This is a genomic window from Thermodesulfobacteriota bacterium, from assembly GCA_035325995.1.
Classification (GTDB): domain Bacteria; phylum Desulfobacterota_D; class UBA1144; order Nemesobacterales; family UBA2774; genus JADLGH01.
On record DAOKYU010000001.1, the window covers coordinates 410700 to 423389 of the forward strand.

The following is a 12690-nucleotide window of genomic DNA, read 5'->3' on the forward strand; positions in this document are numbered from 1 at the left end:
GGGTGAATCCAAGCAGTCTTATACACCTTAGCGTCATGAGTTGTCCGTTTTATACAATCCGGTTCCTCATTATACATGACCGCAGGTTTTAAAAAAAGTAGCCCCGGTATGTATCGGAATTGTCCGTAAACACTGAGTATTGTACGTTCTCTTCGGGGTTTTAATGGTGTATAATTCAAGTAGTTGAATCCCATATACAGGAGGAGATAGAGATGACTGCAATTATAATCCGTACGCTGTTCCTGTTTTTTGCCTTATCCGTGGCCGCGTCAATGCAGGGGACCGACTCCCGCGCCCAGAACGTCCCGGGCGGGACCTATAAGGACACATGCCGGCAGATATCCGTCGTAGGCGGGAATCTCGTCGCCCAGTGTCAGAGGGCGGACGGAAGCTGGCACAATTCCACGCTCAATTATCACGACTGCTCGGGTGATATCCGGAACGACAACGGGACCCTCAAGTGCAAGCACTCGTCGATAAGTCCCGGCAAGGTGCCTTCCGGCACCTACAAGAACTCGTGCCGCGACATACGCACCGACGGCAACAAGCTGAAGGCCCAGTGCAAGAAGACGAACGGGGTCTGGAACAATACGAGCATCAATTACAGGAACTGCTCGGGGGACATATGGAACGACAACGGCGACCTTTCCTGCAAGGGATCGGGCTCGGGCGGAAGCGTCCCGCGCGGGAGCTACAAGAACAGCTGCACCGACTATTACACCGAGGGAAACCGCCTGTACGCGAGCTGCAAGAAAAAGGGCGGGGGCTGGCGGAACACCTCGATCAACTACAGGAACTGCAACAAGGACATATGGAACGATAACGGTGAGCTCGCGTGCGGAGGCGGCGGGGGCGGAAGCGGGTCTCTCCCGAAGGGAAGCTACAAGGAGACCTGCAGGAACATGTACGTCGAGGGCAACGTCCTCGAAGCGGACTGCCTCAACCGGAACGGAAAATACTCGCACACCAGCATAAAGTACAAGAACTGCAAAAAGGGCGTCTACAACGACAGGGGCCAGCTCAGGTGTAATTAGCCGAAAACGTCGGGGGAGGGGGCGGCATGCTCCCTCCTTTCTTCTTTTCCGCCCCTTGTTACGAGGTCTTTGAGCGTAAGGTCGCCGAGCGCCTCGTTCACTGCGTTTTCCACCCTGTCGGTGATTTCGTCGACGGCGGGCACTGAAAGGTATTTCCTCTCCACGAAGTCCGTCCGGTCGTTCGTCCTGACGGCGGCCATGATTTCCCTCAGCCTTATTTTCTCGATACTCCGCGGCGGTACGAGGCGGGGGGGATTGTCTCTCGTCTCGACGAGGAGATTTTTCCGCATGAGCTCGTTTACGGTGTCCGCCACGGGCTCCCTCGGAAGGCCCGTTTCGGCGATGAGGGAGGCGAGCGTCCATCCATCGAGCTCGTTGTAGAAGTTATACGCCACGCGGTACATGACGATTATCGAGAGCTTTTCCATGAGCTTGGGGCCCAGGTTAAAGACCTCTCTCCTGAGCGTAAGGAATTTCAAATTCTGGTGGCAGAACGCGACCTGCGCCCCGACCAGCACTATGAGCCAGTTGATGTAGAGCCATATCATGAATATGATGAGGACGGCGAGTCCGGAATATATCGCCGCGTATTTGGTCGAGGAGGCGACGGCCACCGTGAAAATCCAGCCCGTGATGTGCCAGGCTATGCCGGCGACTGCTCCCCCGACGAGTGCGGAGAAGGACTTCACTTTCGTATTGGGGATTACGTAGTAGATGAAACCGAAGACGAGTATGACGAATATAAACGGGATGACCTTCCCCGAGGCGACTATGAGCGTCCCTAAGGGCTCTATCTCGGCGAGCTTCGCGACGATGGTGTTGCTCGAAAGCGTCGCCGTGACGACGAACATGGCGAAGAGGAGCACGGGGCCTATCAGGAGCGCGGCAGCGTAGTCGCTGAACCTTCGGGCGAAGCTCCTGCCCCTGGTGACCTTCCATATGACGTTCATCGAATCCTCGATTTTCTGTATGACGGATATGGAGGTATAGATCAGCATGACGAGCCCTGCCGCGCCGAGGACGCCGAAGTTTATCTTTCCGATGAACTCCATTATGCGCCCGGTGATCTCGGGCCCCTTTTCGCCGAGGGGGGACAGGAATTTCAGGAGGAGCGGCTCGAGCTGATTATCGACGACGCCGAAGCCTTTGAGAATGGATATGCTGAACGCGAGGAGAGGGATTATAGACAGGAGCGTCGTATAGACGAGGCTCATCGCCCGGAGCGCGAGCTCGTTCTGCCTGTATTCGCGGAACGTTATATATACGAGCCTTACGGTGTTTACGAGTATGGACCTCGGCCGTGTAAGGGCGCTCGTATCTATCCGCCATAGCTGGCGCGAGAAGAAATAGTTAATTTTTCTTATCAGCTCGGACACGGCTCTCCCATTTCCTATTCTATCATTTTACACCTTTAATCAGAATTTATTGTTAAGGGCGGATGAGAGACCGGGGGCCCGGAGAGGGCGGGGGAGGGCGTCGTCCGACCTAGTCGAGCTCGAAGCAGATCTTCCTGAAATTACAGTACGAGCACGCCTTTTCGTTTTCCGTCCTTGGGAAGTCTTTCATGACGGCTGCGTTCTCCACGGGGTCCGAAAGGGAGTCCTTCATCTCCCGGATGCTGTTCTTTATGTATTCCACTGTGGCCGCGAGGTCTTCTTTCGAGAATTTGTGCACGGCGGACTCGCCGGACTGGAGCTTGTATTCGGTAAGGGATATCGACTCGTGCGGGGCGTCGAGCTCCTCGGCGGCATAGAGCGTGTAGAGCCTGAACTGAAAGTCGTCGGCCTCGCCCGAGCCGGTCTTCCAGTCTACTATCTCGATGCCTCCGTCCTTTTCGTACGCGAGGTCGAGCTTAACGAAATACTTATCTCCCGAAAACGAAAAGTAGGCTCCGTTCATGCTCTCGATGGAGATTATTTTGTCGTGCGGGGTGTTCTTAATTTCCTCGAGCACCGGCGATTCGTAAAACGCCTTAAGGCATTCGACCGCCTCGTCGTAGTTCTTCTTCCACACTTCGTCGGGGGTGCCGGTTTCGTACTCGTGCTCGAAGAGTGCGGTCTTGTTCTTCATGCTGCCGTCGTGGTCCCAGTAGAGCCTGTCGCGGGAATACCTGAAGCCTTCCCTCATCATGTATCTGGCCCTCTCGACGGATTTCTCGAAGGGCACGAGCCTGCCCGTCGTGACGAGCTCCCTCAGCACGCGCTCTATCTCGTGGTGGACGACCGAGCCCTTCCAGAGCCACCTGTTCTGGAGCTGCTTCAGGACGTAAAGCGTCCGCGTGACGTAGTCGGCGTTGTTCCTGTCCCACCCGGCCCAGTATCCGTAGTAGGCGTAGTAGTACTTCCGCCTGCATTCCTTAAACGCCGCGTCGCGCGATACCGACCAGCTGAATTCGTTTTTGAAATCTCCCATTTTCTCTCAAGCGAGCCTTAGCTCCAGCGTAACTGTCCTCGGCGGGCCTGGCCGGAGGCCGGGGAAGGTGCTCCGTCCGGAAGGCTCGAAGCCGAATTTTTCGTATAGCTCACGGGCCGCGCCGTTCTCCCTGTCTACGTCGAGGAGCACCGTCCTGCATCCCCCGGCCCTGGCCGACTCTATAGCGTGGTTCAGGAGAAACGACCCGACGCCCCTTCCGCGCATGTTTTCGTCTACGACTATAAGGCTAATGTAATATTCGTCGGGCGCGACGTCGGGGGTGTATTCCCCGTGCAGCGTCTTCGAGACGACCGTGAGGTAGCTCGCGAGCTCGCCCAGCCTGAGGGACAGGAGGAGCCTTAACAGCGTCCCTAGCTCGTCGTGCCCCCGCCCGGTGTACCCTATGACGAGGCCCGCGATCCCCCCATCGTCGAGCGCGAGGCTTATATGCTCGCGGCCGAGGAAGTTATTCCCCGCGCGTATGAGATTCTTTATTACCCCGAGCGATCCGCGGGGTGAGCCCGGGGCCGCGTTCGCGCCATCGGCCGAGAGTATCAGCCCGGCCACCCTGTCTATATCGTGCGCGCTCTCGTCGAAGCTCGCGATGTCCATTACAAAAACCCTTGTCCGCCGGCTGCGTTTTATGCCTTTCGGAGACTAGGTTATAATATTTCACTTTGACAAGCAAAAGGCGGCTCGGGTGGCAGACATAACTGTTACGGAGACAAAATCCGGCGCCGGGGGCTTCGAATACGAAGTCGTGGTCGAAGAGGGCGGCTTGCAAACGTCTCATAAGGTAAGGCTCGGAAGGGAGTATTACGACAGGCTGACTGAGGGGCGGACGCCCCCGGACGAGCTGGTAAAAAAGTCCTTCGAGTTCCTGCTGGAGAACGAGCCCAAGGAATCGATACTCGGGAGCTTCGACCTTTCCGTGATCGAGCGGTACTTCCCCGGGTATCCCGGCGTGATAAAAAAACGCTTTTGACCGCCAGGTATATCGTTAATAATAATTCCAGGAGAGCATGAGGTTATAGCACATGAGCAAAATTTTTACGCTTCTTATTCTCGCGCTGATAGTCGGCGGCTTCGTATACATCTACCCCAATATAGAATGGCACTCGCCCGAGGTGAATCTAAAGCTCGACACGGACTACCTCGGCACGAAGCCCTTCGACGTAGAGGTGAGCGACAAGGGGAAGGGGCTTAAGAGCGTGACCGTCAAGCTCTCCGACGAAAGCGGCGAGACGACGCTTTTCGAGAAGACCTATCCTGACGGCGTAATGGCCGACAGAATAACCGTCACGGCCGACCCGGCGAGGCTCGGCATAAAGGAAGGCCCTGCCGAGCTCAAGGTAACGGCCAGGGACGGCTCGAAGCTGAAATTCTTCTCGGGGAACAAGACGGAGGTCAAAAAGAAGGTTAGCGTCGATCTCGAGCCCCCTGCGGCAAATCTGATCACGACGGATCACAACATCAACCACGGCGGGTCGCATCTCGTAATCTATAAGACCTCGCCCGACGCTGTAAAGAGCGGCGTTCAGGTGGGGGAGTATTTCTTCCCCGGCTACAAGAGCGATTTCCTCGAGGATAACGTGTATTTCGCATTCTTCGCCTATCCCTATAACGTCCCGGCGGGCGAGACTATAACGCTCGTGGCCGAGGACGCCGCCGGGAACCAGAAGACCGCCTCGGTACCGTACAGGCTTAAAAGCATCCCCTACAGGAAGAGCAACATTAACATAAGCGATAACTTCATAAGGGACGTCATAACCCCGCTCGCGGGCGACTCCGCGAATGCGGACGCCAAGACTGCCTTCCTCAGCGTAAACAGCAAGCTCAGGAAGGAGAACGACGAGACGATACGCAACGCAACCTCGAAGTCCGATAGCGCGATACTCTGGAACGGCCCGTTCCACCAGCTTTCGAATTCGAAGGTCGAAGCCAACTTCGCTGACGAGAGGACCTACATCTATAACGGTGAGCCGATAGACAAGCAGTATCACCTCGGATACGACCTCGCCGTAACTAAGCGCTATCCGATAGAGGCCGCGAATAACGGCGTCGTGGTCTACTCCGGGCCGCTCGGTATCTACGGCAATGCCGTCATCATAGACCACGGGATGGGGGTTTCGACGCTTTACGGCCACATGAGCTCAATAGACGTGAACGTCGGCGACGAGGTCAAAAAGAAGCAGATTATCGGCAAGACGGGGCAGACGGGGCTCGCCGCCGGAGACCATCTTCATTACGGCGTCTACGTTAACGGCGTAGCCGTAAGGCCCATAGAGTGGTGGGACCCGAAGTGGCTAAACGACAACATCCTTCTTAAAATCCGGCAGGCGAAGGACGAGTTCGGCGAAGGCGGAAGCGGCGCCGCGCAGAACTGACGCGGTGGTCCCGGCTTGATAATCTACGGTAAGAACCCTGTAAAGGAGCTGCTCGCGGACCCGCGGTCGAGGATCGACGAGGTTATCGCCGCGAAGGATTCCCGGAAGGAGGGGGATCACGAAATACTCGCGCTCGCAAAGAAGAGGGGCGTGAGGGTTCAGCTCCTGCCCCGGGAAGCCGTCACGCGGCTTACGAGGACGGCGTCGCACCAGGGCGTGGCGGCGCGCGTGCCCGAGTGGGAATACTCGTCCGTCGGCGACATAATCGGGCGTGCCCAAGGGAAGCTCGAAAAGCTGCTCGTAGTCATACTCGACCATCTTGAAGACCCGCAGAACCTGGGGGCTATCATACGGACTGTGGACGTCCTCGGCGCGCACGGCGTCGTGATACCGAAGGACCGTGCGGCGTCGATAACGCCAGCCGTCATCAAGGCCTCGGCGGGGGCCGTGAACCACGTGCCGGTAGCGCGCGTCACGAACATCTCGAACGTCATAGAGGAGCTCAAGCGTGAGGGTGTGTGGATAGCAGGGGCCGACGCGAAAGCGCCGAAGGCGGTTTACGAGGAGGATTTGTCGAAGGTGGACCTCGGGCTCGTCATAGGGAACGAGGGGAAGGGACTTTCGGCCAAGGTGAGGGAGAAGTGCGACTTCCTCGTGTCGATACCGCAGTCGGGCACCGTTACGTCCCTAAACGCTTCTGTATCGGCGGGGGTGCTTATATACGAGATTATGAGGCAGAGGGGGCGTGCGTAACTTCATGCTTCACTCACCATCTTCCTGAATTCTTCCTCGGTCAAAATCTCTATCCCTAAAGATTCGGCCTTTTCGAGCTTGGAGCCCGGGTCTTTTCCGGCGACGACGTAGCTCGTTTTCTTGGTTACGGATGAAGTCGCGCGTCCGCCGTGGGACGCCACGAGCTTTTCGGCCTCGTCCCTCGTCATGGTATCGAGCCCGCCGGTGAATACGAAGACCATACCCTTAAGCTTGTCGCTGACCGGCGCTTTCGTTTCGTATTTTATCTCGACACCGGCTGCGAGCATTTTTCGAATGAGCTCTCTATGCTGCTCGTACTGGAAGAAATGGACAACGCTCTCGGCGATCTCAATGCCTATAGTATGAATCTCCGTAAGCTCCTCGGGAGTAGCGTTCATGAGCGCGTCCACGCTGGAGAAGTTCTCGGCCAGTATCTGCGCGACGCGCTCGCCGACGTGGGGTATGCTGAGGGCGTTTATGAACCTGTCGAACGGGACGTTCCTGCTCTTCTCAATCTGTGCTATGAGGTTCGCGGCGGACTTTTCGGCGAACCTTTCGAGGGGGGTCAGCTCGTCCTTCTTCAGATAGAACACGTCCGCCGGGTCCTTTATGAGCCCCACGTCCAGAAGCTGCTCAACTATCTTCTCGCCGAGGCCTTCTATGTCGAACGCGCGGCGGCCGGCCATGTGCCGTATCCTTCCCTTGAGCTGGGCAGGGCAGGAGAGGTTGGGGCAGTAAAAATAGGCCCCCTCCCTTTCGACCGACGTTCCGCAGACGGGGCACCCTGAGGGCATGACGAATTCCCTCTCCTTTCCCGTCCGCTTCTCGATGATCGGCATGACGATGTCGGGGATGACGTCGCCGGCCCTCTCGACGAGGACCGTATCGCCTATCCTGATGTCCTTGGCCTTTATGATGTCGTCCGTGTGGAGGGACGCGCGCTTGACCGTTATGCCGCCTATGCCGACGGGCTCGAGCTCGGCCACGGGCGTGAGGAGGCCGACGCGCCCGACCTGGACGGTGATGTCGTTCACGACCGTCGTCCCCTGCCTCGGCTTGAACTTGTAGGCGATGTTCCACCTCGGGTGCTTGGCAGTCGCGCCCAGTTCTTTTTGATAGTCCCTCCTGTTCACCTTGACGACGATGCCGTCGGCCTCGTAGGGGAGGGAGTCCCTTATCTCTTCGAGCCCGCGCTGGTAATCGAGGGCCTCGTCGATGTCGGCGCAGCGCCGCATGTGCTCGTCTACCTTGAACCCCCACTCGCCGAGGCTCTCGACGAGCTCCCATTCCGTCGCGATTTCGACGCCCCTGACCTCGCCCACGCCCCAGCAGTAAAATGTCAGCGGCCTCGACGCCGTTATGGACGAGTCGAGCTGCCTTATCGCTCCCGACGCGGCGTTGCGCGGGTTGGCGAAGAGGGGCTCTCCCGCCTCGGCGAGCTCCCTGTTGAGCTTCCGGAACGCCTCGATGGGGTAGAGCACTTCGCCCCTTATTTCTATGAGCGCGGGGATCTTCCCGCCGCCGAGCCTGAGCGGGATAGTGTTTATGGTCTTGAGGTTCGCCGTGACGTCCTCGCCCGTAAGCCCGTTCCCGCGCGTCGCGCCGCGCAAGAGGATTCCGTCCTGATAGGTGAGCGAGGCCGAGACGCCGTCGAATTTCGGCTCGGCGACGTATTCGACGTCCTCGGTTCCGAGGAGCCTCTTCACGCGTTTGTCGAAGTCCCGCGCCCCCTCGGCCGTCGATACGTTGTCGATGCTCATCATGGGGACGATGTGGCTTACGGAAGCGAACCCCTCCGCTACCAATCCTCCCACCCTCTGCGTCGGGGAATCGGGCCTGACTAGCCCGGGGTAGCGCGATTCGAGCTCCTTGAGCTCGTTCAGCATCGCGTCGAACTCGGAGTCGGAAATCTCCGGGCTGTTCCGGACGTAGTAAAGATCGTTGTGCCTGTCGATTTCCCTCGAAAGCCTCTCTATCTGCTCGGCCGCTTCTTTTTCCGTGAGTTTCATGTTCATCGAGGCCCTGGCTTACCGGTTTTTATTCACGATTGCCAACGCACGCCGGAGCGGCGGCAGTCCCGCTTTCGTTTCTTTGTTAGACGTAAAAGGGGCGGGGCGAGATTTAGCATTTTTCATCTTATCCTCTCCCTGACTTCAGCCATTCGTAGAGCTCTCCGAAGGGAAGAGCGTTGAGGACGTCTTTTTTTTCCACCCATCCCCGCCGCGCCGTTCCGACGCCGTAGCGCATGAAGAGGAGCTGGGCCGTCGAGTGCGCGTCCGTCGATATGATTATCTTCACCCCGGCGTCCACGGCCTTTCTTACGTGAAGGTCGTTCAGGTCGAGCCGGGGATGCGAGCCGTTCACCTCGAGCGCCTTCCCGTATTCGGCGGCCGCCCCGATGACGAGGTCTATGTCCACGTCGTAGGGCTCCCTTTCGTTTATGAGCCTCCCGGTCGGGTGGCCTATAGCGTGGACGTACGGGTTCCTTATCGCGCTTATGATGCGGCTCGTCATCGTCTCGCGGTCCATCTTGAAGCCGCTGTGAACGGAGGCCACGACGACGTCGAGGTCTTTCAGTATCTCGTCGGGGTAATCGAGCGTCCCGTCCATTTTGATATCGACTTCCGTGCCCATGAGCACCTTTATCTTTTTCCTTTTCCCCGCTTCCTCCGCAAGCTCCTTTTTCTTTTCGAGGAGTCTTTCGATCGGCAGCCCCTTCGCTATCGTCTGCGAGGGGGAATGGTCGGTTATGGCGATATACTCGTACCCCAGCCCCTCGGCGGCGTCGGCCATTTGGGCAATGGTCGCCTTGCCGTCGCTCCAGGTCGTGTGGGTGTGGAGATCGCCCCTTATGTCGGCAAGGTCGATGAGGTCGGGGAGCCTCCCCTCCATCGCGGCCTCTATCTCACCCCTGTCTTCCCTGAGCTCGGGGGGGATGAACGGGAGCCCGAGGGTCTCGTAGATTTCCCTTTCGGTTTCTCCGGCGATCATCTCTTCGCCCCTGAATACGCCGTACTCGTTTATCTTGAGCCCTTTCTTCTGGGCGAGCCCCCGGAGCCGGACGTTGTGGGCCTTGGAGCCGGTGAAATAAAGAAGCGCCGCTCCGTACGATTCGGGGCCGACCACCCGGAGGTCGGCCTGGATGCCCTCCTGTAGTATCACGCTGCCTTTCGTGCTGCCCGAGGCGAGGACGTCCTTTTCGGGCCGGAGGGACGTGAACGCCTCGACCACCTCGGGCGGGTTGTCCGAGATCGTGAGCACGTCTATGTCCTTCACGGTCTCCCTCATCCTCCTGAGCGAGCCTGCGAGTATTGCGCCCTCCGTCCGGGGGATCCTCGAAACCGCCTCGACGAGGCTCTCGCCTATCGGGAGCACGACGCCGAGCCGCGACCTCTCTTTACTTTCGCGGAGGAGGGCGATCCCCCTCCTTATGTCCTCGATCTTCTTCAGGCCCATACCCTTGAATTTAAGTATCTCCGGTCCGTCGAGCGCCTTTTCGAGGTCGGCGGCGTTCCTTATGCCGAGCCCTTTAAAGAGAAGAGAGAGTGTCTTCGGCCCGAGGCCGGGAATCCGGAGAAGCTCTACCGTATCGAGCGGTATGTTCTCCTGGAGCCTTTCGTACTCTTTCATGCGCCCCGTCTCGACGTATTCCCTGATCTTGTCTGCGAGATCCTTCCCGACGCCGGGTATCTCCGTGAGCTCGCCTCGGGCCGATGCGTCCTCGATGGCTTCCCGCAGCTCCAGTATGTTAACGGCGGCTTTTTTGTAAGCGCGTATCTTGAAAGGGTTCTCGTCGGTGATGCTCAGCATGTCGGCCATATTTTCGAATATTTCCGCTATCTCTCTGTTCTTGCTCATTTTTTCCTGTTCGAAGTATTTTCCCGTGTAGTTCTTTTCCAGTGATTCCGCTTCGGAATATGATAATAACATGGATGAAAAATGATTTCCCGCCGGCTGGGGGGTTCCCGGTTGCGAGGGGGTCGGAGGCGGAGCCCGCGCGGGATGGTACAATTACCCCGTAACCACTGTCCGGCCCGGCTCGGAAATCCCCGCCGCTTCGCCGGACGCCGAAGAGCCATGACGATCACCGACATTCTCGGAAAAAAGCTCATCGTGATAACGGGGAAGGGCGGCGTGGGGAAGACGACGGTCTCCCTCGCGCTCGCATTCCTCAACGCCCGTCTCGGCAGGAGGCCCGTGTACGTCACGCTGAAGGAGGTAAGGCCCGGATACCCGTTTTTCGGTTTCACGGGCGGCGTCGGGAGCGGCGAGACCGAGCTCGCCCCGGGAATCCGCGCTCATTACATCGACCCCTCGGCCGCGCTCGACGAATACGTTAAGGAGCGCTTCGTGAGGCTCTATCCGCTCTACGCCGCCATACTGAAGTCGAAGGCCATAAGCGGCTTCTTCGATGCGGCCCCGGGCCTGAAGGAGCTGATAACCATCGGCAAGGTCTGGCACCTCGGCAACAGGCCCGGGGGATACGACCAGGTTATATTCGACGCCCCCTCGACGGGACACGCGGTGCCGATACTCGACCTCCCGTCCCGCGTCCTCGACATGGTGAGGGGAGGGGCTTTCAGGAGCCACATCGAATGGGTGGAGGGGTTCCTGAAGGACCCCGGGAAGACGGCTGTGCTTGCTGTCTCGGCCCCTGAGGACATGGCCGTCGGGGAGACCCTGGAGCTCGCGGGCTCCGTCCGCGAGGCGGGGATAAACGTCCTCGGCGCGGTGCTCAACTACGCCGTCGAAAGCCCGTTCACGCTCGCCGAGGAGGAGGCCGTTCTCGAAGCCGCGGAAGGGAGCAGTCGAGAGTTGGAGGCAATCAGGCTCGCCCGCCTCACGATATCGCGGGCCCGCGCCACGGCGAAATACGGGAAGGTGCTTGGCCGGAGTCTTTCGGGGGCAGTTCTTACCGCGCCGCGCATCCTGAAAAAGGAGCTCTCGCTCGAAGACTTGAGCGAGCTCTCGAGGGAAATCGAAAACCAGGCGGCGCGGCCATGACGGACCTCGCGCGGCTCCTGACGGATAAAAGGATCGTCGTCTCGATCGGCCCGGGCGGCGTCGGAAAGACGACGATATCGTCGCTGCTGGCGCTCGAAGCGGCGTCGCGCGGCAGGCGTACCCTCGCGCTTACGATGGACCCGTCGCGGAGGCTCGCCCAGTCGCTCGGCGTGCGCCCGGACGCCGAGTTCGGCCGCGTCACGGAAAGGCGGATGCGGGAGGCCGGATTCGCCCCGGAGGCGGAGCTTACGGTACGGCTCCTCGATTCGCGGGCGACGTTCGACGCCCTCGTCATGAAGACGGCACCGTCAGAAGATGCCACCCGGACAATCCTCTCGAACAACTACTACAAAAGCGTCGCCTCGTCGCTAGCCGGGGTGCACGAATACATGGCCGGGGAGGCGCTGCTGACGTCGTTCGAGGAGGGGACGTATGACCTCGTGATACTCGACACGCCGCCCGCCGAGCACCTTTCCGGGTTCCTTTCGGCCCCTTCGAGGCTCGGCGCTATCCTGGATTCGTCGGGCTTCAAATCGTTCGTCATGATGGACCGCTTGAGCTTCGGGTTCACGAAGCTCTTCACGTCCGTTTCTCTCAGGTTCGTCGAGAAGATAGTAGGCATAGACGTGCTGCACGACATGTGGGAGTTCTTCTCGGGGTTCGAGTGCGTGGGCGAGGGGATGAAGGCGAGGGCGCGGAAGACGGACGAGCTTTTAAAATCGCCCGATGCGGCCTTCGTTATAGTGACGAGCCTTAGGGAGGCTTCGATCCGGAACGCGGCCTCGTGGCGCGGGGAGCTGGCGGAGGGCGGATACGACGTCGGGGGCGTGGTCGTGAACAGGGTGCTATTTCCGGAGAAGAGGCGGCCCGCGGGCAGGCTCCCCGGGGGCTTTTCGGGGCGTAAAGAGCTTGCGCAAAAGCTCGAAGCCAATTACAGGCTATACGAGGGGATCGCGGACGCCGAGAGGGATGCGCTCGGCCGCCTCCGGCGGGAATTCGATTTCGCGGCGGTGCCGGATGCCGGCTCGGACATTGCCGCGCTTTCGGACCTTCACGGCCTGCGCAAGTATCTCTTTTAAAAATTTTACCTGTGAACGGAT

The 12690-nt window shown here is 59.0% G+C and carries 11 protein-coding genes; 6 read left to right on the forward strand and 5 right to left on the reverse strand.

Annotated elements, in window-relative coordinates:
- Window positions 1-212: 212 nt before the first annotated feature.
- Window positions 213-1034, forward strand: coding sequence for a CVNH domain-containing protein (locus PKC29_01895; GenBank protein ID HML94161.1), 822 nt, complete (start codon window positions 213-215; stop codon window positions 1032-1034).
- Here the strand turns inward: PKC29_01895 and PKC29_01900 are convergent.
- The 3 genes from PKC29_01900 to PKC29_01910 form a co-directional block, all read right to left on the reverse strand.
- Window positions 1031-2410, reverse strand: coding sequence for a YihY/virulence factor BrkB family protein (locus PKC29_01900; protein ID HML94162.1), 1380 nt, complete (start codon window positions 2408-2410; stop codon window positions 1031-1033). The two genes, PKC29_01895 and PKC29_01900, sit on opposite strands and share 4 nt — an antisense overlap.
- A gap of 109 nt (window positions 2411-2519) precedes the next feature.
- The gene (locus tag PKC29_01905) at window positions 2520-3446 is read right to left on the reverse strand and encodes a PD-(D/E)XK nuclease family protein (GenBank protein ID HML94163.1); all 927 of its coding nucleotides are present in this window, start codon (window positions 3444-3446) and stop codon (window positions 2520-2522) included.
- A 6-nt stretch (window positions 3447-3452) separates the two neighbouring features.
- Window positions 3453-4058: a GNAT family N-acetyltransferase gene (locus PKC29_01910; protein HML94164.1), complete on the reverse strand. Its 606-nt coding sequence runs from the start codon at window positions 4056-4058 to the stop codon at window positions 3453-3455.
- A gap of 88 nt (window positions 4059-4146) precedes the next feature.
- Here PKC29_01910 and PKC29_01915 point away from each other — a divergent pair, with 88 nt between their 5' ends.
- Genes PKC29_01915 through rlmB form a run of 3 tightly spaced genes read left to right on the forward strand, consistent with a single transcriptional unit; the run spans window position 4147 to window position 6586 of the window.
- Complete coding sequence (locus PKC29_01915; GenBank protein HML94165.1) at window positions 4147-4431, forward strand: hypothetical protein; 285 nt, start codon at window positions 4147-4149, stop codon at window positions 4429-4431.
- Window positions 4432-4483: 52 nt separating this feature from the next.
- Window positions 4484-5833: a M23 family metallopeptidase gene (locus PKC29_01920; GenBank protein ID HML94166.1), complete on the forward strand. Its 1350-nt coding sequence runs from the start codon at window positions 4484-4486 to the stop codon at window positions 5831-5833.
- A gap of 15 nt (window positions 5834-5848) precedes the next feature.
- Window positions 5849-6586: a 23S rRNA (guanosine(2251)-2'-O)-methyltransferase RlmB gene (rlmB, locus tag PKC29_01925; protein ID HML94167.1), complete on the forward strand. Its 738-nt coding sequence runs from the start codon at window positions 5849-5851 to the stop codon at window positions 6584-6586.
- Between the two features lie 2 nt (window positions 6587-6588).
- Here the strand turns inward: rlmB and ligA are convergent, their stop codons facing one another.
- Both ligA and polX read right to left on the reverse strand, forming a co-directional pair.
- Window positions 6589-8601 (reverse strand): NAD-dependent DNA ligase LigA, encoded by a 2013-nt coding sequence (gene ligA / locus PKC29_01930; GenBank protein ID HML94168.1) that lies wholly within the window; start codon window positions 8599-8601, stop codon window positions 6589-6591.
- Between the two features lie 121 nt (window positions 8602-8722).
- Window positions 8723-10444, reverse strand: a complete 1722-nt coding sequence (gene polX, locus PKC29_01935) for a DNA polymerase/3'-5' exonuclease PolX (protein ID HML94169.1) — start codon at window positions 10442-10444, stop codon at window positions 8723-8725.
- A gap of 219 nt (window positions 10445-10663) precedes the next feature.
- Here polX and PKC29_01940 point away from each other — a divergent pair, with 219 nt between their 5' ends.
- A complete protein-coding gene (locus PKC29_01940; GenBank protein HML94170.1) occupies window positions 10664-11590 on the forward strand; it encodes an ArsA-related P-loop ATPase in 927 nt (308 codons plus the stop codon).
- Window positions 11587-12669 carry an ArsA-related P-loop ATPase gene (locus PKC29_01945; protein HML94171.1) on the forward strand — a complete coding sequence of 361 codons (1083 nt, stop codon included), beginning with the start codon at window positions 11587-11589 and terminating at the stop codon, window positions 12667-12669. Before PKC29_01940 ends, PKC29_01945 begins: the two co-directional genes overlap by 4 nt.
- The last annotated feature ends 21 nt before the right edge of the window (window positions 12670-12690 follow it).

Excerpts from the sequence above, each read along its gene's own strand:
- PKC29_01895 (HML94161.1), top strand. The coding sequence starts at position 213 with ATGACTGCAATTATAATCCGTACGCTGTTCCTGTTTTTTGCCTTATCC.
- PKC29_01905 (HML94163.1), bottom strand. The coding sequence starts at position 3,446 with ATGGGAGATTTCAAAAACGAATTCAGCTGGTCGGTATCGCGCGACGCG.
- PKC29_01910 (HML94164.1), bottom strand. The coding sequence starts at position 4,058 with ATGGACATCGCGAGCTTCGACGAGAGCGCGCACGATATAGACAGGGTG.
- PKC29_01920 (HML94166.1), top strand. The coding sequence starts at position 4,484 with ATGAGCAAAATTTTTACGCTTCTTATTCTCGCGCTGATAGTCGGCGGC.
- ligA (HML94168.1), bottom strand. The coding sequence starts at position 8,601 with ATGAACATGAAACTCACGGAAAAAGAAGCGGCCGAGCAGATAGAGAGG.
- polX (HML94169.1), bottom strand. The coding sequence starts at position 10,444 with ATGAGCAAGAACAGAGAGATAGCGGAAATATTCGAAAATATGGCCGAC.
- PKC29_01940 (HML94170.1), top strand. The coding sequence starts at position 10,664 with ATGACGATCACCGACATTCTCGGAAAAAAGCTCATCGTGATAACGGGG.
- PKC29_01945 (HML94171.1), top strand. The coding sequence starts at position 11,587 with ATGACGGACCTCGCGCGGCTCCTGACGGATAAAAGGATCGTCGTCTCG.